Origin of the sequence: Providencia sp. PROV130, assembly GCF_028482225.1 — a bacterium.
GTDB lineage: Bacteria > Pseudomonadota > Gammaproteobacteria > Enterobacterales > Enterobacteriaceae > Providencia > Providencia rettgeri.
The window spans coordinates 93,563-116,139 of sequence record NZ_JAMPQC010000026.1 but is presented as its reverse complement, the minus strand read 5'-3'; the positions used below and the strand labels follow the sequence as shown (position 1 = coordinate 116,139).

Sequence of the window (22,577 nt, the reverse complement as noted above, 5' to 3'; positions counted from 1 at the left end):
TTTCATATTTCAGATTAAGTTTTTATTCTATTAATGCAGATTAAAAAAATCCAAACATCATTATTTAAATACCCATTAATAAACGATTTATTAATATTGGCTATTTAATAAATAATTGACTTCTTCGTAAAAACTTAATTTTAAAATGTCTTAGTATTTATTTGGTAAACACTCGTTCACCGGAGTACGTGGATAATATTAATTATACTCCAATAAGTTGTCAAACAAGCAAAAAATGCATCCTTATGTTTTTTGAATAGGTTTCAAATTATTATTTTCAATTAATTTCATGCAGTTACGCAAACAACAATTAACTTAACCAATATTCCAAGTGGTTTTTTAGACTAATAATCCATAAAGCATGCAAAAATAGAGTTCATACAGTTAAAAATACTTAAATTAATATTTATACATAATTTGTCGCTAAATTTAACACACTAGATGAGTAGAGAGGGAAAGTGTTACTAACAACTACGAGGTGTGATAAAAATACCAATTAGTTAGATATTATTAACACTTAAATTAATTTTGAACATGTTTTGCTGTACAGATGAAAAGATTCGAGAAATAGGTATGGTATATCGCTTCATCATTTCTTGGTTATTGGCTTATTTTTAATTTTAATCTTGAGATTATTCTTATACAAGGCTTTATTTATCTTTATTCCTAGTTTCATAGGAAGCGATATGCACTATATTTATTAAGTGGGCAGTAAACAGAGTAGAATTGATAAGTTTGGTTTCTTATCTTCTAACAAGTGCAAAAGTAGAATAAGGAAAGTGATGATGATCCGTTATGTCGCTGGCTTAATGTCATTAGGATTAATGTCTTTTTTATCAACAGCACAAAATCTTGAGCAACAATTTAGCTTATGGGTGGCGAATGAAAAAGATAAAATCGAGTGTTTTGAACCGCAATCATCATTCAAGTATTGCTTAGATGAACGACCAAATAGTGGCTTGGCTGTTTTTGACCAAAAAGGGCAAGAAGTTTACCGGCTTTATTATTTTGACAATTGGCCAGATGAAGCACAGGACGGGGTATATCGAATTCGTAAAGAAAATAAAATTGGTTTTGCAGATGCGATATCAGGGGAAATCGTGATTGATGCAATTTATGACTGTGCATATCCCTTTGAAGCAGGGAAAGCGAAAGTCGGTATCGGATGTGAAACACAAACTGATGGTGAGCACAGTTGGTGGGTTGGTGGTGAATGGACAACGATTACACGCTAATAGTATATAGATATCATAAAGCTTCTGATAAATCAGTTTTAGGTGTTTACGTTACCAGTGAGATTTATTCACAATAAACTTCATTTTAACCATATGTATTTCATTTTTTAACTTATTGAAAACAAATTAAAATTGCTATATAGATCACATTTTTAAGCTCATTTGACCTCCCTAAAAACCATTCAAAGTAAAAAACAAACCGCTTAATTCCATATGGCACCACTTAGCATAACTTTAGTCATTTGCTGAGTGTAATTTCATACCATATACACCATGGCAGAGCTCAATTTTTTGATTCAATACAGTTCAACCACTGCCAATTAAAAACCCATCAACGATAAATGATAAGCAACGAAAACACAGCGATATCGTTTTTTATGATGGCTAATACAAAATCAATGGCATGTTCGTTTTACCTCAGAAGGGTGTTCTATGAACAAAAATGGTATTTTAAAGCACATTCCGTGGATGATCCTTGGGATAATCGGTGCGGTCTGCCTGGGGGTAGTTGCACTCAGGCGTGGTGAGCACATCAGTGCTCTTTGGATTGTCGTCGCTTCTGTGGCGGTGTATCTCATAGCATATCGTTATTACAGCTTATATATCGCTAAAAAAGTGATGAAGCTGGACGAAACACGTGCGACTCCAGCCGTCATCAATAATGACGGGTTAAACTATGTTCCGACAAATAAAAACGTTCTATTTGGTCACCACTTTGCAGCGATTGCAGGGGCGGGGCCATTAGTCGGACCCGTTCTTGCTGCTCAAGTCGGCTATTTACCCGGCACCTTATGGTTGCTTGCAGGGGTTGTGTTAGCCGGTGCAGTGCAAGATTTCATGGTGTTATTTATTTCATCACGTCGTAATGGTGCATCATTAGGGGAAATCGTTAAAGAAGAGCTAGGCCCAATTCCGGGAACGCTGGCGCTCTTTGGGTGCTTCCTAATCATGATCATTATCCTTGCTGTATTAGCATTGATTGTGGTGAAAGCCTTGGCAGAAAGCCCATGGGGTGTCTTTACTGTTGTGTCAACGGTACCAATCGCCTTATTTATGGGGATATATATGCGATATATCCGACCAGGGCGTGTTGGTGAGGTTTCAGTCATTGGTATCGTCTTGTTAGTTGCCTCTATCTGGTTTGGTGGCGTGATTGCTCACGACCCATACTGGGGCCCAGCATTGACATTCAAAGACACGACGATTACTTACGCGTTAGTGGGTTATGCGTTTGTCTCTGCATTATTACCTGTATGGCTAATTTTAGCGCCTCGTGACTATTTAGCGACATTCTTGAAAATTGGGGTTATCGTTGGTTTAGCGATTGGTATCGTTATTCTAAACCCTGAATTAAAAATGCCAGCAGTGACGCAATTTGTTGATGGATCAGGTCCTGTTTGGAAAGGTACTCTATTCCCATTCTTATTTATTACCATCGCTTGTGGTGCGGTATCCGGTTTCCATGCGCTCATTTCTTCAGGGACAACTCCGAAGTTATTAGCAAATGAAAAAGATGCGCGTTACATCGGTTATGGTGCGATGCTAATGGAGTCATTTGTTGCGATTATGGCTTTGGTCGCGGCTTCTATTATCGAACCCGGCCTGTATTTTGCAATGAATACGCCGCCAGCCGCATTAGGTATTACCATGCCTAACCTGCATGAGCTAGGTGGTCCAGATGGTGCGGCTATCATGGCTCAGCTGAAAGATGTGTCTGTTCATGCAGCTGCTACAGTGAGTTCATGGGGTTTTGTGATTTCACCTGAACAAATCATGCAAACAGCGAAAGATATTGGTGAGCCGTCGGTATTAAACCGTGCAGGTGGTGCGCCAACATTAGCGGTGGGTATTGCGTTTGTTTTCCACGAAATCATGCCTGCGGCAAATATGGGCTTCTGGTATCACTTTGGTATTCTGTTTGAGGCTCTGTTTATCTTAACCGCATTGGATGCAGGGACTCGTTCAGGCCGCTTTATGTTGCAAGATTTATTGGGTAACTTTGTTCCATTCTTGAAGAAAACAGATTCACTGGTTGCTGGTATTATAGGTACAGCAGGTTGTGTTGGGCTGTGGGGTTACTTATTGTATCAAGGCGTTGTTGACCCACTGGGCGGTGTTAAGAGCCTATGGCCTCTGTTCGGTATCTCGAACCAAATGTTAGCAGCAGTTGCTTTAGTCTTAAGTACAGTAGTGCTGATTAAGATGAAACGCAGTAAATACATTATGGTGACTGTATTACCTGCAGTATGGCTATTAATCTGTACAACTTGGGCATTGGGACTGAAATTATTCAGTGATAACCCACAACTGGAAGGATTCCTATACTTAGCGAAATCTTATAAAGATAAGATTGCGGCAGGTGGTGCAGAGTTAACTGCACAAGAAATTACTAATATGAATCACATTATTATTAATAACTACACCAACGCTGGGCTGAGTATTCTATTCTTAGTAGTTGTCTACGGTATCATTTTCTATGGTATTCGTGTTGGGATGAAAGCGCACAAAAACCCAGAGCGTACAGACAAAGAAACACCTTATGTTCCTGTACCTAAAGAGGGCGTGAAAGTTTCATCTTCACATTAAGTCACCCTTCAGCGGAATTGAACATCGGAAGGTGTTCGGTAAATGAAAGGTCGCCCTACATTGTGAGTTCATGATGTAGGGCATTTGTATTGGAGAGGCTGATGTTTGGAAATCTCGGCAAAACAGGAAAATACCTCGGGCAAGCAGCACGAATGTTAATTGGTATTCCTGATTATGATACCTATGTGCAGCATATGAGTGATAATCATCCAGATAAACCTGTGATGACATATAAAGAGTTTTTTCGCGAAAGACAAGATGCACGGTATGGTGGTAGCGGTAAAGGCGGATTTCGCTGCTGTTAATCAATGAAGTGTGAGGGCAATAATGAAACCTATTAGCGTAACAATTTTAACCGGTTTTCTCGGGGCTGGTAAGACGACTCTCCTTAGCCATATTCTTCATGCTGAGCACGGTCATAAAATTGCAGTGATTGAAAATGAGTTTGGTGAAGTCCCCATTGATAACGCAATAATTGGTGATCGTGCGACACAAATTACCACATTAAGTAATGGCTGTATTTGTTGTAGTCGTTCGAATGAATTAGAAAATGCCTTATTAGACCTATTAGATGGCCTTGATAATGGAAAATTAGACTTTGAGCGTCTCGTCATTGAATGCACTGGAATGGCAGACCCAGGCCCGATCACTCAAACTTTTTTTTCCCATGAAGTCCTATGCGAACGTTATGTGTTAGATGGCATTATTACATTAGTGGATGCTGTTCACGCTGATAAACAATTGAATGATTTTGCCATTGCTCAAGCGCAAATTGGCTATGCAGACCGTATTTTATTGACCAAAACAGATATTGAGCCGAATAACGAAGCTTTAATTGAACGTTTACAACGTATTAATGCGAGAGCACCGATTTACCCCGTTATTCACGGTGATATCGACCTGAGTTTATTATTGGATATCGAAGGGTTTTTATTGGATTCACAGTTGAATGTCAAACAACCGACATTCCGTTTCGTGCCTAAACAACAAAATGAAGTCGGCTCAATTGTCCTTGAATTTAATTACCCTGTTGAGCTGATGGCAGTTTCTCAAGTAATGGAAGACCTATTACTTGGTTTTGCAGATAACTTACTGCGCTATAAAGGAATTCTTTCCATTATGGATGAACCAAAACGCTTATTATTCCAAGGTGTCCAACGCCTCTATAGTGCGGATTGGGATAGAGACTGGGAAGTTGATGAACAACGCCGCAGTGTATTAGTGTTTATTGGTATTGACCTACCAGAAGATATAATTCGTGAAAAATTCGCAGCCCTAGAAGTTAATTCAAAATAGAACAATTCAAAAAAAGAATTTCAAAAAAAGAAATTCAAAGTCATTAGCGGCGTAGCAAGGCGATAAAATAGCCAATCCCTAGGAGCATACACAAGTATGTGACTAGGGTTGGCGAATGTAGCCAACAACGCTACGGTGTTAAGGGCGTGCTTTAGCGGCCATAATTTCAATAATCTGCACGTCAGTATGCTTCATTGAACCTGCAGCTAAAGAACATAAATTGGCAATAGACTGGTCGACATCATCAGACACAATACCATCCGACCCTCTAACACAGCTATTATCTAATGCCATTAGCACGGCTTTATAAGCGGCACTCGCACTGGTTGACACTTTCATTGCACAACTGTTTGATGCACCATCACAAATCATACCGCTAACATCACCAATCATACTGGAAATTGCCATAGCAACGACTTCATAGCGGGATTCTAATAACCAAGCAATGCCTGCGGCAGCTCCCATCGCCGCTGTTGTCGCAGCGCACAATGCCGATAATGCAGGAAGCTGGTTATGAATATAAATCGCCATTAGGTGCGACAACATTAAGGCACGAGCCAATTGCTCTTCAGACGATTGCAAATAATCAGCTGTGACAACTACTGGCATGGTTGCCGCGATACCTTGGTTACCCGACCCTGAATTACTCATGGCTGGTAATACGGCACCACCCATGCGCGCATCTGAGGCGGCGGAAGTGCGGATCATAATTTCTGACATTAAGTCTTTTGAAAGCAAGCCACGGTCTCGCTGGGTTTGCAATGTTTTACCGATATGTAAGCCATAAACGTTGCGTAAACCTTCTTGAGATAAAGCTTCGTTTAAGTGCGCGGCTTCAAGAATAAAACGAATATCTTCTAAAGGTGCTTCGGTAGCAAATTGATAAACAGACTTCGCGGTGATAGGTGGCAGAGGGACGTCAGCAGCACAGTCAACTGGTGATTCATGGTGAGGTTGAGCTGTTGTGGCATCAAATACGGTATGATTGTTATGAACAATTTTAACAATATTGGTATGCGACCCTGCAATGATGACGGTTGCGGATTCAGTTTGTGTGTATACCGTGGCTTCAGAGTAGATAACATCATCACAAGGGTGCTTGATATCTACAGTAATAGCTCCTTGCGCTAACATGGTTTTACTCAAAGCAATGGCATCCGCAGATGCTGATTTTAAAACTTCTAAACCGGCATCGGCATCGCCACCAATCGCGCCAAGTGCAGCTGCGATGGGTAGACCAACCATACCTGTTCCGGGGACGGTTACGCCCATGCCATTTTTCATGAGGTTAGGGGAGACAAAAGCACAGACGCGGATCACTTTCCCATCAAGAAATGAAGCGGCTTTAGCGGCAGCATATGCCAATGAAATTGGCTCAGTACAACCTAAAGCAGGTTTTACTTCTTGTTTTACTGCTTTGATAAAATATTGCCAAAGTAGTGGTTGTGATTGAGCATGCATAGCAAGTCCCCTTAATAAAATCTTTTTCGATTTTATTATTTTAAACAACAGTCTGGAGAAAAACTTCACTAAGTTAGGGGATTTAAAGAGAGTGAAGAGAAATATTATCTCTAATTTGAATTATAAAAATGAAAAATTTCTAATTTTGAGGCTGGTCACAAAAGTCCTGCCTATAAAATTCGGCAGGACTGAGTGATAACGGAACCGGTTAGCTTTCTACATCAAGACGTTTACTTTGCCATTTACGTGAACGCCAGCGCCATGCATTCGTTAAGCCGCGTAACCATTCATCAGCAAAGAAACCTAGCCAAATACCTAAGAGGCCCATCTCCATTTTTATACCTAAGAAGTAGCCTAATGGGATAGCGACGCCCCACATAAAAATAATGGCGGTACATAGAGGAAAGCGTGCGTCACCAGAGGCACGCAAGGCATTCACCATCACGATATTAATTGTTCTGCCGGGCTCTAAGAATACCGAAAGTAAGAACAATGGTAGCAATAATTCAACAATACCGTGGTCATCCGTAATATTATTTAGGATAGGATCACGGAATAACCAAAAGGCAATAACGACACCAATTGTTACGTAAAAACCCATTTTGAGGCTTTTTACTCCGCGCCTAAAGGCATCTTCAAAGCGTTTTGCTCCAACAAGATGGCCAACCATAATTTCATTACCAATACTGATAGAGATACCGAACAGCATGATAAACAATGACAATTGGAAATAGAGTGTTTGTGCCGCAAGAGATGTTTCTCCCATGAGACCGATAAACGCAGATGCGGTCATAAAATGGAGGATCCAAACGAGGTTTTCCCCAGCGGAGGGTAAGCCAATATGTAAAATTTTACCCAACATTTTTCGCGACCAGTGTATTAGCATCATTGGGACAAATTTAATCCTCAACCCATAAAACAGTAGGCAGAAGAGTAAAATAACGGCAACAATACGCCCAACGACAGTTGACCAAGCAACGCCCTCAAGGCCATATTGTGGTAACCCAAAGAAACCATAGAGAACAATGATGTTACCAAACACTGTAATCACATTAGCGATTAATGTGACCCACATTGCAGGCTGTGCTTTACCATAAACTCGCAAGCATGCGGCTAAAATAATTGAAATCGCTTCAGGAATTAAACAAATCCCTAAAATACGTAAATAAGTATAACCATCAGCCATTAAATGTGATGGCATATTCATGATAGTTAGAATGCTATAGCCAAAAAATAATGCGACTAGCGCGCTAGAAAAACCAAGAATAAAGTTAAACGCAATTGAAATATGAATCGCTTGGCTGGCTTTTTCTCTGCGGCCTGCTCCTAAGTATTGGGCAATAACAACGCTACATCCCACACTTATAAAGTTAAAAATAGTAATAAACAGGTCAAACACCTGGTTTCCCACCCCCATAGCAGCAAGGTAGGCAGTAGAAACGTGGCTAACCATATAGGTATTAATTAATAATGTGGCCAAATGAAGAAAAATATCGATAAAAATTGGCCAGCTGAGCGAAAAGAGTGACCGCTCAGTCACATCAGATTGATGCATTGAGAACCTTTATATATTCATGAATGTTAGGGAAAGCTTGTTGAGTGGCTAATTCTACATGGATTTCAACAATGAAAATAGGGTTAAAATGCGTCTGATTTAATCAGGCTAATGTTTTGTTTACTTTTAATTATTCTGTTAGATTTAATTTCGCTATATCCCCTAAATAATTCGAGTTGCAGGTAGGAGACAAGGGAAGATAGACGGGGAACATAGATAAACTATGTAACTCGGCTAGTGGAGCGTAGTCACTTATACCTCAACGAAAAGCGCTGCAACTTGAAGGATTACAGGTATAAATAATTTAATAAGCAACATCAGAACTGTATAGGAGTAAAAATGACAAAAATTAAAGCAGCAATAGTGGGCTACGGCAATATTGGTCGCTATGCACTAGAAGCTGTTCAGGCCGCTGATGATTTTGAGCTTGTTGGAATAGTTCGTCGCAATACACAAGATATTCCCGCTGAGCTTTCTGGATGTAAAGTGGTTGATGATATTGAAAAACTTGGGGAAGTTGATGTTGCACTCTTGTGTTCACCAACCCGTGCAATTGGCCCATTGGCCGCTAAGATTTTAAGTCTTGGTATTAATACGGTTGATAGTTTTGACGTCCACTCAGATATTGTGGCGCTAAAACACAGCTTAGATGACGTTGCGAAACAGCACAATAGCGTGGCGGTTGTGTCTGCGGGCTGGGATCCAGGTTCAGACTCCATTATGCGGACCTTAATGTTAGCCATGGCGCCTAAAGGTGTGACTTATACAAACTTTGGTCCAGGGATGAGCATGGGCCATAGTGTGGCTGCTAAAGCAATTGATGGCGTAAAAGATGCACTTTCTGTCACAATTCCATTAGGAACTGGGGTTCATCGTCGTATGGTTTATGTTGAATTAGACAGTGGCGCGAAGTTTGATGCGGTGACTCAAGCAATTAAAGCAGATAGCTACTTTTCTTCTGATGAAACACATATTCGTCAAGTTGATAGCATTGATGCATTAAAAGATGTTGGGCACGGCGTGCACATGACCCATAAAGGAGTTTCAGGGGCAACGCATAATCAATTATTTGAATACTCAATGCGTATTAATAACCCTGCACTCACTTCTCAATTTATGGTTTCTGCCGCACGTGCGACCATGAAACAAGCTGCAGGCGCATATACCGTGATTGAAATTCCACCCGTGAATTTCTTGCAAGGTGATTTAGATACGCTGATCGCCAAACTGGTTTAAGTTCAATTTAATCTATCTGTGGCATGGCATGTGTATGCTCATGCCATCTTGTCGATATTTTTTACACTTTATCTTATCCTGAATCCGTCATTCGGACTTTAGCCACTGTTTATTTTTTGTGTTATCAAGTAGCTTATTAGTAAAGTGATATTGATGACATGGAGTGAGGCAATGGTAAAGCCACCAAGGAATGGGAAAGATAAAAACCAAGGTTTTTTCCCAAAGCAATCTTCAGTAAAAAGCGTGAAGGAAAACCCGCATTCTTTCAGTATTATTCGTGCTTTTTCTAAAATAATAAATTACGGCTTCTCATTATTTTATGTCGGTTTCATTTTATCGGTATGGTTTTTCCCTGAATACTATACGGTAGAAATTATTTATAACCTGACACTGATCCTGATTTTTGAATTTATTTTAGTTCACTCTGGCGTTTTTATGGCAGTATTTCGTGATTGGCGCGTATTAACGTTATTTGCCGTTTTCTATGGTCTTTTTGCATTAGCCATTAATATGTCAGTCTTAGGTGATTCCCCATTAATTTTATATTTGTATAGTGCCACTGTTGCAAATCGAATGCTTTTTGGTTTAACCAGTCGAACAGAACAAGAACGAGCTGAAAATATGGGTTATTCAGCGTTAATGGCACTCAATTTTATGTTCTGTATTTTCTCGGTGTTAATTTTATCTTTCCTCGTACCTTATGGCGGATTAACGCCTGAATATTTAAGGTCAATTGATTATTATTCGAGTATTTCTAGTGGTGGCGAATTTCCGGATAAACCCCATGTGGCTTTTGCCTTTGGTGTACTCTACTTTGGTATGCCTGTATTTATGGCTTGCTTAACGCATTTTTTATGTAAAGGACATTCTATTTACCAGGAAAAAAGGAAATAATTTTCGTGGCTAGAAAAATAAAAAAAAGGAAAATATCTCGTAAAAATACCTCTGCTTTAGGGACGAATAGAAAACAATATTTTCTTGAATCAGAAGAACCACAAGGAATAATGGCGACGTTACCAACATTAGTTGAGCACGGGCTCACTGTTTTTTATATTGTGTTTTTATTGTCACTCTGGTTTGCACCTCAATGGTCTGGAGTGGCTGTTATTTACAACATGGTACTGATTTTATTATTTGAATTTATTTTGATTCATATGAGCACGATGATGGCCGTTTTGGCGAAAGGTTTTTTCTTTATTGTGATTGCTGCGATGTTAGGTGGTGTTGCGTATATTTTTCATACCACACAAATTAACTCTTCTGCGATCCTTTATATTTATGCCGCAACATTAATTAATCGAATTATTATTGGACGGAAGCAAGCTAATGACATGAATAGCCACTTTAGTGCATTTGATGAAGGTATTGCTAAATTACGTCATTATGTTGCGTGTTTTATTATTATCATGCTACTTGGCCATTATTTACCACAAGGTGGGTTAACGGAACCGTATTTGGTAGAAAATAACTATTATGTCATGCTCAAGATGACTGGGGCGACAGAAAACCCATTAATGGTTATCCAATTTGGGGTCTTATATTATTCTACATCATTACTTTGGGTGTTATGGCGCTATTTAAACCCCGCTAAAAAATAAAAAAACGCCTACCAAAGTAGGCGCCTGGCGTTGGCAAAATATAAAGTAAAAAACTAACGTGTAATTGATTTAAATTTTTGTGTGGTGGCGGTTAATGCCACTTCTGTTGGCAAACGTTCCATTGAGCTGGCACCGTAGAAACCATGACAGTCAGGGCAGTTGGCTAAAATGTATTCAGCATCTTCTGGAGTGGCTATTGGGCCACCGTGGCACAGAACAATCACATCTTCGCGTACTGCTTTTGCCGCTTTTGCCCATTCATTGATTAATGGCACACAATCTTTGAGCGTCAATGCCGTTTCTGCGCCAATATTCCCACCAGTCGTTAGCCCCATGTGCGGCACAATAATGTCAGCACCAGCTTGAGTCATCGCAATGGCATCTTCAGCACTAAAAACGTAAGGCGTTGTAAGTAAATCTTTTTCGTGGGCTAGGCGGATCATTTCAACTTCTAACCCATAGCCCATTCCGGTTTCTTCTAAGTTAGCGCGGAAATTGCCATCAATTAAGCCGACGGTAGGAAAATTTTGCACCCCTGCAAAACCTGTTGCTTTGATATCATCAAGGAACTTATCGAATTGGCAGAATGGGTCTGTTCCATTCACACCCGCAAGAACTGGCGTCTGTTTTACTACAGGTAAAACTTCTTTTGCCATATCCATAACGATTTCATTCGCATTACCATAAGCTAATAAACCAGCAAGGGAGCCTCTACCCGCCATGCGGTAACGGCCTGAGTTATAGATAACAATTAAATCAATACCGCCCGCTTCTTCGCATTTAGCCGATAGCCCTGTTCCTGCGCCACCACCGATGATTGGTTCTCCCCGAGCAATCATGTCTCTAAATTTTTTTAATAAATCTGTGCGGTTATGTTTCATAATTAACCTCTATTATTTGTTCAAAATTTCCTGGTGAAGCTGAATAACCTGATCACAAAACTCTGAGGAGTTAATATGATAAGGACTCAAAATAAGCTGTCTTTTCTCTGTTATGATTAAATTTGCGGTTAAAGCATCAATGAAGGCTTGGTCCGCGATAGGATCCCAAAATGGAGCACCTTCAACATCTAAAGCTGAGAAACCTGCTGTTGGAATGATAAAGCGCACTTCACCATCACAACGATTTAATTTTTTGGCAATCCAACGACCCATTTGCTGATTTTCTTCTTTGGTCGTTCTCATTAAAGTGACTTGAGCATTGTGATGATAAAATAAGCGATCTTGATAGTGTTCAGGTACAGTGGAAGGGCGACCAAAATTCACCATATCCAAGGCTCCACAAGACATCACGCAAGGGGTTTGAGTACGCTGAATGGCACCAAAGCGGTCTTCATCACACGCTAGTACGCCACCAAATAAGTGATCACACACTTCAGTGGTTGTAATGTCTAAAACAGAATGCAATAACTGGCTATCAATCAGTTTTTCCATGGCTTTACCGCCACTGCCTGTTGCATGGAAGACTAGACAGTCATATTGCGCCTCTAACTGTGTTGTAAGTTGTTGGACGCATGGGGTCGTTACCCCGAACATAGTTAGGGCAATTGCAGGCTTTAAGTCGTGCTGTTGTTCTTCGCTATCAAACCAAACCGCTCCCGCAATTTGGTTGGCTGCATTTTTTAATACTTTGCGGGAAATGATATTTAAGCCAGATACGTCTGTTACGGAGTACATCATCGAAATATCACTCGCACCGATATAACCGGAAATATCCCCTGATGCCATCGTGGAAACCATTAATTTTGGAATACCTACTGGCAACACTTGCATGGCGGGTGTAATGAGTGCGGTTCCGCCTGAACCCCCTAAACCAAGGATGGCGGCAACATCTGTTTGTGCGGCAAGGTAAAGGCTAAAAGCGTGTGCCATGGCTTCAATGGCTTTACCGCGGTCACCACAGAAAACGGCTTCAGCGCCAAGTGGATGAAAACTTGCAACGGCATGCGCGCTGATATCTGCGTTTTTATCTAATTGCGTTGGTTGTGTTGTCAGGTCAACGGTACGTACCGCCAATCCGGCGTTTTTGATTAATTCACTGACATAAAATAGTTCAGCACTTTTCGTGTCAAGCGTTGTTACAATATAAATAAAACCCGGATATTTTTTCATAGAAAAACCCTTTCAGAGTAAAACTAGTGTTGAATTTTTCATCACAATGAGACTATGGTATCATTTTGTTTGGTTGTAAAATGAGATTGCAGTCTCATTTTTTATTTTGTGGTGAAGGGAATTGATGACTAGGCGTTATATCCTATTGATAAAATGTAATAAATATTTGCTAAGAGTCTTGAATTATTTTGAATAGATGTGGAAACTTATAATATTTAAATGTGATTATTCTGTCTTTTGTTATTACTTTTAAAATCATCTTCATGGATAAATTTTTACAAATTATCAATCAAGTATGTTTACCTATTCGCACTTATATGTTTTCATGAGAGTTAACTCGATTTATAGTAAGTGACAGTATTTTAAGGATAAATTAATGTCTAAAACTAATTCATACTCAGAATACAAAGGGACACGAAAACGGACCTATGTATTATTGGTTACGACGGCTTTAGATTTATTTGAAAAAGGGGCAATGCCTTCTGTTTCTGAATTAGCGCTTGAAGCGGGAGTTTCTCGTGCGACAGCTTATCGTTATTTTCCGACGCAGGCTGATTTAATTACTGCAACGGTTAATGAGAGTTTAGGGCCAATTTTAACCTGGCGCCCGCAAAGTGAACAAACCGAAGATCGTATTGACGAGTTATTAACCTATGCCTTTCCGCGTATGTTTGAACATGAAGGTGTTTTACGAGCCGCACTGCAAGCATCATTACAGCAGTGGGCACAGGGTCGAGCTGATCCACAAAGTGTTAATGATAAGCGTCTAGAACGTGGCAATCGTAAAGAAATTCTTGCGATGGTGACATCGCCAATGAAATCAGAATATCCGCAAGAAATTATAGATAGAGTGATTCGAGCATTTTCTGTTATTTATGGCTCTGAAATATTTTTAGTACTAAAAGATATTTGGAAAATGGATGATGCTCAAGTCACTGCGTTAGCTCAATGGATGTCCAAAGCAATAATGAATCAAGCTCGTGCTGATAATATAAAGCGAAGAAAATAGTTGTATTACTACGCCATGTTAATTTTTGTTAAGAGAGATTTTTCTGACCAAGTTAAAATAATAAGATCAAAATCTAATAAATAGATAAATTCTGGTGGATACTACTAGGGTGATAAATAAATAAAAACTAAAGCCATATGACTTAAATAATGTGATATATATTAGGACTATAAAAAGACTTAATGGTTAATACCATATGATGAAATTATTAAAAATGTTAGGTGGGATTTCCATCTGTGCCTTAATTGGTGGCGGGCTGACTTACCTCGGAGTTCCCCTTGCATTGATGTTTGGCCCAATCATTGCCATTATCATTTTTCATCGTTTTGGTATTTCGTTTGCCATCCCTAAACATACTATTACCTTTGTTCAAGTCACGCTCGGGACCTCTGTGGGCTTGATGTTTAATCAAGTGTCTCTTAATGAAGCAGACAATTTATTTCTTTTACTATTGATGCTAGTTGTCTGTTTGGCTGTACAATTTTCATTTAGCTTTTTTTGGTTTTACCGCAAAGTTGGTTGGACAAAACAAGAAGCGATGCTTGGCTCTGTTCCCGGTGCTATGGCAGCTATTTTGGCATTAACTGACCATACTCATACACCACCTCAGAAAATTGTTATTTCCCATACAATTCGCTTAATTATTCTTATTTTATTAGCAGGAATTGTTGTGGGGAGCGACGGGGATCCTCAACCGATAATAGAATTTCCAGAATTGACATTAGTTGCAACGGGATGGCTAGTGCTCATTATTGCAGTTGGGGTAATTTCAGGGGCAATATTACAGCGTTTAAAAGTCCCCGCACCTTTTATGTTAACGTCATTAGCGGCGGCAACTCTTATTCAAGGTTGGGCGGATATCCCATTAAATTTCCCGTTGATGTTGACTGAACTCAGTATGGTATTGATTGGGATGAACATTGGTAACCATTTCATTGTGTTTCCACTTTCATCGTTGATTAAAAATATATACTCTTCGGCCCAAGTTGTGGTGGTTAATATCGTGCTGACTTTTCTTATCACGGTATTTGCCTCTTGGATTACAGGTTATGATATTTCGGTACTATTGTTAGCGTGGGCTCCAGGGAGTATGGAAGCGATGACATTCGCAGCAATCACCATGAATTTAGATGCGGGCTTTGTGATGTCAAACCATATTATCAGGATGGTAATTATTCAAAGTATTCCATCGATAGCGTTGTTTTGGCAAGAAAGAAGGCAAAAAAGAAATAGCCATTTAGAATAAAGAAAGAAAACATGCAGGCGATATTTGGCATGTTTTCTTGATAGGTTTTTTCATCAGCTTATTTGACGTAAGCAAAGAGGCCTAGCGAATCGCGAGCAAGAGACTGGCATTTAAACTCGGTGGTGAGTGGTATCCCTTTTAGGTCACTATAACTTTCTTTGTTAAGAGCGGTCATTTTTTCCGCATTATAGTTACTAAGATCCCATTTATTACTTTTCGCAAAGTAAACAATAGCACGTTCAATTTCTCTATCTGGGATTTGTGAATACCCGCAATCATATTTTAGATAAATAAAAACAGCCGTGAGATCAGCAAGATCTTCAGCTTCGTTGGTAGAAAGAGCTCTGGCAGAATTGGTTATCCCTAACAGAGTCATTAAGCATGACATCAATATAAATTTGCGCATTCGTTATTCTATCTGTTTTCTATGTCAAGTTACGTTAGCATAAGAATAGAATTGTTAGTCAACTATATTTTTCTTAAATCCATGTAATAAACCCACATTTACAGAGTGGTTTTATTGACCTTCCTGTAAGGGGAGGCTTTATCATACCTTCATTAAACCATGTTTTGCTTCGAAAGTGTAATTTGCCATAAATTACACCATTAATGATTATTGATTTGATAAATAAAAGGAAGGTTATCAATGCTACGTCGCGATTTTCTTAAATTAAGTGCTATCACGTATGCTGCAAGTGCGCTGCCTATTTGGAGCCGCATCGCGGTCGCAGCGGGAAATTACCCTACATTAGCGATCCCCCCCTTATTGGAGCCCGATGCACAAGGTAACATTCAGTTGGTTATCCAGCAGGGTGTTTCACAATTTGTTCCTGGAAAGCAAACGACGACATGGGGTTATAACGGCAATTTATTAGGCCCTGCAATTAGTTTGAAAAATGGACAGAATGTTAATATCAATATTGTTAACCAACTGGCAGAAGACACGACAGTTCATTGGCATGGTTTAGAAATTTCAGGTGAACAAGATGGCGGCCCCCAAGCAATAATCCAACCTAACGCAAGCCGAAAAGTGAATTTTACGGTAAACCAAAGTGAAGCGACATGTTGGTTCCATCCTCATACTCATGGAAAAACCGGCTATCAAGTGGCAATGGGATTAGCAGGCCTTGTATTAATTAAAGATGATGACAGCATAAAGCATGGCTTACCAAATGATTGGGGTGTTAATGATATTCCAGTCATTTTGCAAGATAAACGCCTAAAAGATGATGGGCAAATTGATTATCAACTTGATGTGATGAGTGCCGCAGTGGGTTGGTTTGGCAATATCATGCTAACGAATGGTGCTGTTTATCCTAAACATGTTGCCCCGAAAGGTTGGATACGATTAAGGTTATTAAATGGCTGTAATGCTAGAAGCTTAAATATTTCCACCAGTGATGGACGTAAAATGTATGTCGTTGCGAGTGATGGTGGTTTATTGGCTGAGCCGATTGCGCTAACCGAATTACCTATCTTGATGGGAGAGCGTTTTGAGGTATTAATTGACGCCTCCGATGGCCGCGCATTTGATTTGGTAACGCTACCTGTCGGGCAAATGGGAATGACGATTGCACCATTTGACCAGCCTTTGCCCGTACTGCGTATCGAAACAACGTTGACAAAAGGGGAAGGTGACTTACCATCAACACTTGCAGCCATACCCGCGATTCCTTCTCTTGCTGGCTTAAATCGCCGTCGTTTCCATTTAATGATGGATATGCGCTTAGATATGCAAGGCATGATGATGTTACGTGAAAAATATGGCGATCAGGCGATGGGGAATATGGGCGGTCATGGTGCAATGATGGGGAATATGAACCACGGCAACATGAATGCAGGTAATATGAATCATGGAAATATGAATGGCAAAATGGGAAGTGGCGGCCATTGTGGCACAGGTTCTGATGGCTTGGATATTCATAATGCGAATACTATAAATGGGCAAGTTTTCTCAATGACGCATCCTGCATTCAATGCTCCTATGAATCAACAAGAAATTTGGGTCGTTTCAGGGCGTGGCGATATGATGTTGCATCCATTCCACGTCCATGGCACACGTTTTCGTATCCTAAAAGAAAATGGCCAAGCCGTAGAGCCTCATCGTCAAGGTTGGAAAGATATTGTCAAAGTAGAAGGGCAGGTGAGTGAAATTTTAGTTGAATTTAAACACCCGGCAACACAACAGCACCCTTATATGGCTCATTGCCATCTCTTAGAGCATGAAGATACGGGGATGATGTTAGGCTTCACTGTGAGTTAACAGCCACATTTACTTTCAGAGAAAATGCAGTATGAAATTTTAGCACTGCATTTTCCTTTATTAGTATATGCGTGCTGCCTATGTTAAAATTACGCGCTTTCCATTCCCATAGATGCGTAATAGAAGATGAAACATACCCTTGAAGTGATGATCTCTGAAGAAGAGATTGCTCAACGAATCAGTGAATTAGCCGATAAGATTAGCGCTCATTATCAAAAGCTTGATGGTGAATTAGTCCTTGTTGGCTTACTAAAAGGTTCATTTATTTTTATGGCCGACTTATGCCGTAAGATTGATGTTCCCCATGAAGTCGATTTTATGACAGTTTCAAGTTACGGTAATGCGATGACATCAAGCCGTGATGTTAAAATTGTCAAAGACTTGGATGAAGATATTCGCGATAAACACGTCTTAATTGTTGAAGATATTATTGATTCAGGTAATACCTTAAATAAAGTACGTGAGATTTTCGAATTACGCGGCCCTAAATCTGTCGCTATTTGTACATTGCTGGATAAACCTTCACGCCGAGAAGTACAGGTTCCTGTTGAGTGGATTGGTTATTCTATCGAAGACAAATTTGTGGTGGGTTACGGTATTGACTATGCTCAACAATATCGCCATTTGCCTTATATTGGCCATGTAACGTTACTTGAAGATTAATATTTTCAGGTGAACTCGATGAAAAAGGACAGCAAAGCTGTCCTTTTTGTTTTATCACATTCCAACAATGTGTTAAAGGGTATTAATGATCACATTACTACCCGTGATTTTCCCGTAGCTGTTTGACAAGCTAGGCGTTGTCACTGTAGTTATGTTTCTTGAGTTAATTTTTCCATTATAGTTATTAATAGAACGTGCTGCTTTAGCTGTTAAATCAAGGTCTGCATTCATTAAACCACTATTGTTGGAAATTGTATCTGCGGTTGCTTTCAGATTTCCTGCACTTTTAATTTGAGCATAGTTATTAATGATTTCATTACCCATTGTAATATCAATATCAGCCTCCCCAGACGCAGGGAAAATAGCATTGGTTTGAATAATGCCAGAAGTATTATTCAATTGGGTACCTTTCATTTTGATACTACCATTTTCCGCAATAATTCCACCATTTTGCCTCACTAAGCCAAGATAAGGTGTGTTTTTGCTAAAGTTAGTTGCATTTATGTTGCTAATATAATTGGCATTCATGACAATGTTATTATCAGCTTTAATCAATCCATTAGCATTATTTAAATATTCAGAGATAAAGTTAAGGTTAAATCCTTTAATATAACCTGCATTATTAATTAAATTATCAACTCGGAATGTTGATTTGCCATTCCCAGAGGTAATAACCCCAGTATTGGTTAATTTAGGACTTGTGATATTTAATAGTTTTGCACTACTAATCGTTGACCTGTAATCATTCTGAATCTCTTTATTTGCAGTGATATCCATGCGACCAGTTTCAGTTTTAATGACAGAAGCATTATTAATAACTGAATCAGTATCAATATTGACTCGGCGGTTAGCACTGATCGTACTATAATCTCTGTTACTTAAAGAGCCTCCGGTAAAATTAAAATCTCGGCCAGCGGTGACTTTTGCACTTATAAAGGAAGCTAATGCGGCAGTTAAATTAATATCATTTGCAGCGATAAATCTATCATCTCCCCATTTACTATAGTAACCACTTTGGGTAATAAGATTTCGTTCAACATTGATATTAATATCTCCAGTTTCAGATTTTACTAAACCTCCACTAGCGTAGTAATCATTAAAGATATTCATGTTTACATTTTTATTAGCGCTGATAAGTGCCCCATGCTGGCTGACGAATTGACCATTAGATGTCAAATTAATATCACCGGCACTAGAAATAATAGAGGCATTAATACCATTAGAAAATTGATAACCGCCATTAGAAGCTATATAAATATCGCCAACAGATTGGATCACTGTGGCATTATTAACATTGTAGGCATTTATGTTTAAGCCAGAATTGCCTGCATTAATTAAGCCTTTATTGACTAGAGAACCACCAGAACCGACTAAGTTAATGTTTATTTTGTCAGCATTTAATTTACCAGTAGCAGCAATAGTTAGTCCATTGGTTGAACTGTTGGTCGGAGTTAATGCAGATAATTCATTACCGTTTGTATCAAATAGACTATTACCTGTAGCGACAGTTAACTCTTTTGCTTTAACATCACCATTAATGAGTACTGAACGAGCAATAAAATCAATTGCATCAGCCGATGTTATAGTTTTATTTATTGTCACCTGGCCTTTATTAACGTTATAACCAATTAAATTTCCGGCAACAACTAATGGTGTACCAGTAACAAATGCCCCACGTTCTGCATTAATAAAACCACAACTATTACAAATAATACCGGATGCATTAGCCACAATGACTTGAGCGCCACTACCTGCAACTTCCATCATTCCATTAATGGTACTGACGTTATTACCAACGACTTCATTTAGAATAACGCGAGCTTCACTTCCTGCGGTGATATTACTATTACCAGAAATATCGACACCTAACTGTGTTGAAGTCATTGTACTACTATTATTAAAGATGGTTCCTTTATCTCTTACATTGAAGCTTTGATAAGTATTATGGGAAATCCCTTTATCAGTCGGTTTTTTGATGTGAATAATATTTAGGCCATCTGGTCTATAGATAATTCCTGTCCCATCAAGGCTATAAGTATCGTTTATATCATTAGTTGAAATGGAAGGGGCATAAAGTTCAGTGACACCTATTGATGACAATTTACCATAAGTATTATTAATGTTATTTGTCGATTTAATGATTAATTTACTACCAGAGTTGATTTTTCCAGAGTAGTTATTGAGTGATTTAGTGTTGATAGCAATATTACTGTCGCTTGCTAGTTCACCATAAGTATTATTAAAATCACCCGTTAAATTAAACTCCATTCCACCAGGTGATGCAGCTCTTTCTTGAGCAGTACTTTTGAATAATCCATAATTATTAGATACGTTAGTACCAGTAACGGTAATTCCACCATCTAAAGCTTCAATACCACCAATTTTATTTGTTAACCCGAATTTACTCGCAACTCTGCTAAAGTTACTTGAATAATAGTTATTTAACTGAGCAATATTCAATATCATGTCATTATATGAACGGATATACCCTGCGTTATTGCTTAATGATTTAGCATCAATATTCAGTTTTTTAGCATCAATGAAACCTTGGTCATTATTAATCGTATTAGATGTAATGCTTAGGTGATCACCCGAAATAAATCCGCTTCTATTATCAAGGTCGTTAACTTTGATATTTGATTCGTAAGTAGGAACTGGAACGGTATTCGGTACATTAGTTGGGGAAATAATTTTTCCCGCGTTCACAAGTTTTGCCGAAGTAATGTTTAAACCACGACCACTACTGATAACGGAATACGCATCATTGGTTATATAGTTTTTGGCATTTAAATCTGATTTTGCATTAGTTGCAATTATGGATGATGATTTATTAACAATCGTATCAGCATCAACTTTTACTCTTCGCTTAGCCGTAATATTAGAGCTTGTATTTTGAAGAGATGCAGTTAATTCTAAATTAATGTCTCTACCAGCCTCAATATTCGAACTTTCATTTGTCATACTTTTGGCTATGACATTAATATCTTTACCTGCGAAAATTCCATTTCCAGAACTAGCAGTATTATACCGTTGGTAAATTGAGTTTCTTACATCAAGATTAACGTCTGCAGTATCAGATTTAATTAAACCGCTACTGTTTTGAATATCTGTAGACTTAACATTGACATTATTTTTAGCTTGAATAACCCCATTATTATTTGAAACAGTGTTATTGGTGCGTAAATTAATATCGCCAGCAGTTGAAACGAGTTTTCCTTTATCGTTATCGAAAATGACGTAACCTGAGCTAGTTTCATTTGTGACGATATTCAGATTATTTTTGGCACTGACCAATGCTTTGTTATGAAAAGTATTTACATTTAGGTCAATATCACCAGCTGATTCTATTTTATTACTGTCATTAGCAAGGTACCATGCAGACTTTATGGCTAATCCACTATTTCCTGCTGATATAACCCCTTTATTCCTAACACCGACGCCACTTTCAGTAGAAACTAAAGTAATCTTATCTGCATACATGCCACCTAATGCCGAAACATCAATACCGACAGAAGGACGGGTACCCACAGGTGCGACAGTAGAAACGACATTACCATTTGCGTCGACAAAGTTATTCCCAGTGACAACGTTGATTTCTTGTGCTTTTAATTGACCATTGATCATTGCTGAACGAGCAATAAGTTCTGTGGGGGAATCAGAGTTTAAATCTTTATTAATGATAATTTGTCCCTTAGCTACGTTATAACCAAGTAATTCCCCATTACCAACAATTGGTTTGCCCGTTGTGAGCGTTGTGCTTTCGGTATTAATAAAGCCACAGCTATTACAGGTAATCCCAGACGGGTTAGCAACAATCACTTGTGCTTTTTTACCCGCAACTTCGACCATACCATTTAAGGTTGTTGCGTTATTTGAGTTAACCTCATTAATAATAACGGAGGCTTCGCCACCTGATAAGTTAAGGTTTCCATTAATCATCCCACCTAATTGAGTGTTAATATTGTCTTTACTATTATTTAGGATAACGCCCTTATTATCGACATCAAATTTATTGTATATATTGTGAGAAACACCTTTATCACTGGGTTTATTAATATGGACGATAGTTGGACCATTACTGTTGGTCATAACTCCTGCACCATTAGTATTAATTATTTCGGCATGAGCAATAGAAGTGACACCTAAAATTGCAGAAACACATAAAACGATTGGCTTTAGTTTTAACGTAGAGGTATAGGACCCAATTTTGATAGGTTGACTCATAGAAATATCCCTAAATATGATTTGAGATTAATATTTATAAACTGATAATATTCCATTATAGCTAGTGAATTATGAGCCAAAATAAAAATAAGTA

The 22,577-nt window shown here is 38.8% G+C and carries 17 protein-coding genes; 11 read left to right on the top strand and 6 right to left on the bottom strand.

Annotation, left to right across the window (positions count from 1 at the left end; all coding sequences use genetic code 11):
• Positions 1 to 782: 782 nt before the first annotated feature.
• The 4 genes from PSF28_RS18250 (at position 783) to yjiA (ending at position 5,117) form a co-directional block, all read left to right on the top strand.
• Positions 783 to 1,235 (top strand): WG repeat-containing protein, encoded by a 453-nt coding sequence (locus PSF28_RS18250; protein WP_272685437.1) that lies wholly within the window; start codon positions 783 to 785, stop codon positions 1,233 to 1,235.
• A gap of 432 nt (positions 1,236 to 1,667) precedes the next feature.
• The gene (locus tag PSF28_RS18245; protein WP_004913760.1) at positions 1,668 to 3,821 is read left to right on the top strand and encodes a carbon starvation CstA family protein; all 2,154 of its coding nucleotides are present in this window, start codon (positions 1,668 to 1,670) and stop codon (positions 3,819 to 3,821) included.
• A gap of 101 nt (positions 3,822 to 3,922) precedes the next feature.
• On the top strand, positions 3,923 to 4,126 hold the full coding sequence (locus tag PSF28_RS18240; RefSeq protein ID WP_004260586.1) for a YbdD/YjiX family protein: 204 nt from the start codon (positions 3,923 to 3,925) through the stop codon (positions 4,124 to 4,126).
• Positions 4,127 to 4,148: 22 nt separating this feature from the next.
• Positions 4,149 to 5,117 carry a GTPase gene (gene yjiA / locus PSF28_RS18235; protein WP_210836162.1) on the top strand — a complete coding sequence of 323 codons (969 nt, stop codon included), beginning with the start codon at positions 4,149 to 4,151 and terminating at the stop codon, positions 5,115 to 5,117.
• 138 nt (positions 5,118 to 5,255) lie between these two features.
• Here the strand turns inward: yjiA and PSF28_RS18230 are convergent, their stop codons facing one another.
• On the bottom strand, positions 5,256 to 6,578 hold the full coding sequence (locus tag PSF28_RS18230; RefSeq protein ID WP_210836159.1) for an L-cysteine desulfidase family protein: 1,323 nt from the start codon (positions 6,576 to 6,578) through the stop codon (positions 5,256 to 5,258).
• Between the two features lie 208 nt (positions 6,579 to 6,786).
• Positions 6,787 to 8,133 (bottom strand): MATE family efflux transporter, encoded by a 1,347-nt coding sequence (locus tag PSF28_RS18225; protein ID WP_210836157.1) that lies wholly within the window; start codon positions 8,131 to 8,133, stop codon positions 6,787 to 6,789.
• A gap of 339 nt (positions 8,134 to 8,472) precedes the next feature.
• Between PSF28_RS18225 and PSF28_RS18220 the strand changes: the two genes are divergently transcribed.
• The 3 genes from PSF28_RS18220 to PSF28_RS18210 all read left to right on the top strand — a co-directional run bounded on the left by PSF28_RS18220 (position 8,473) and on the right by PSF28_RS18210 (position 10,967).
• Positions 8,473 to 9,369, top strand: coding sequence for a diaminopimelate dehydrogenase (locus PSF28_RS18220; RefSeq protein ID WP_210836155.1), 897 nt, complete (start codon positions 8,473 to 8,475; stop codon positions 9,367 to 9,369).
• 171 nt (positions 9,370 to 9,540) lie between these two features.
• Positions 9,541 to 10,263 (top strand): hypothetical protein, encoded by a 723-nt coding sequence (locus PSF28_RS18215; RefSeq protein ID WP_247605265.1) that lies wholly within the window; start codon positions 9,541 to 9,543, stop codon positions 10,261 to 10,263.
• A gap of 5 nt (positions 10,264 to 10,268) precedes the next feature.
• Positions 10,269 to 10,967 (top strand): hypothetical protein, encoded by a 699-nt coding sequence (locus PSF28_RS18210; protein WP_210836154.1) that lies wholly within the window; start codon positions 10,269 to 10,271, stop codon positions 10,965 to 10,967.
• A 53-nt stretch (positions 10,968 to 11,020) separates the two neighbouring features.
• On the opposite strand, the gene PSF28_RS18205 is transcribed toward PSF28_RS18210, so the two are convergent.
• Complete coding sequence (locus tag PSF28_RS18205) at positions 11,021 to 11,848, bottom strand: phosphoenolpyruvate hydrolase family protein (protein WP_004913739.1); 828 nt, start codon at positions 11,846 to 11,848, stop codon at positions 11,021 to 11,023.
• 12 nt (positions 11,849 to 11,860) lie between these two features.
• Entirely contained in the window at positions 11,861 to 13,078 is a 1,218-nt protein-coding gene (locus PSF28_RS18200) for a Tm-1-like ATP-binding domain-containing protein (protein ID WP_210836152.1), read from the bottom strand.
• Positions 13,079 to 13,454: 376 nt separating this feature from the next.
• Between PSF28_RS18200 and PSF28_RS18195 the strand changes: the two genes are divergently transcribed.
• Entirely contained in the window at positions 13,455 to 14,087 is a 633-nt protein-coding gene (locus PSF28_RS18195; RefSeq protein WP_210836150.1) for a TetR/AcrR family transcriptional regulator, read from the top strand.
• 196 nt (positions 14,088 to 14,283) lie between these two features.
• Positions 14,284 to 15,333, top strand: a complete 1,050-nt coding sequence (locus PSF28_RS18190) for an AbrB family transcriptional regulator (protein ID WP_210836148.1) — start codon at positions 14,284 to 14,286, stop codon at positions 15,331 to 15,333.
• A 58-nt stretch (positions 15,334 to 15,391) separates the two neighbouring features.
• Here the strand turns inward: PSF28_RS18190 and PSF28_RS18185 are convergent, their stop codons facing one another.
• Positions 15,392 to 15,739, bottom strand: a complete 348-nt coding sequence (locus tag PSF28_RS18185; RefSeq protein ID WP_102139426.1) for a YacC family pilotin-like protein — start codon at positions 15,737 to 15,739, stop codon at positions 15,392 to 15,394.
• A gap of 240 nt (positions 15,740 to 15,979) precedes the next feature.
• Here PSF28_RS18185 and cueO point away from each other — a divergent pair, with 240 nt between their 5' ends.
• Entirely contained in the window at positions 15,980 to 17,596 is a 1,617-nt protein-coding gene (gene cueO, locus PSF28_RS18180) for a multicopper oxidase CueO (protein WP_272685436.1), read from the top strand.
• Between the two features lie 126 nt (positions 17,597 to 17,722).
• Entirely contained in the window at positions 17,723 to 18,259 is a 537-nt protein-coding gene (hpt, locus tag PSF28_RS18175; protein WP_125891608.1) for a hypoxanthine phosphoribosyltransferase, read from the top strand.
• Positions 18,260 to 18,331: 72 nt separating this feature from the next.
• On the opposite strand, the gene PSF28_RS18170 is transcribed toward hpt, so the two are convergent.
• Entirely contained in the window at positions 18,332 to 22,483 is a 4,152-nt protein-coding gene (locus PSF28_RS18170; protein WP_272685435.1) for a two-partner secretion domain-containing protein, read from the bottom strand.
• Positions 22,484 to 22,577: the final 94 nt, after the last annotated feature.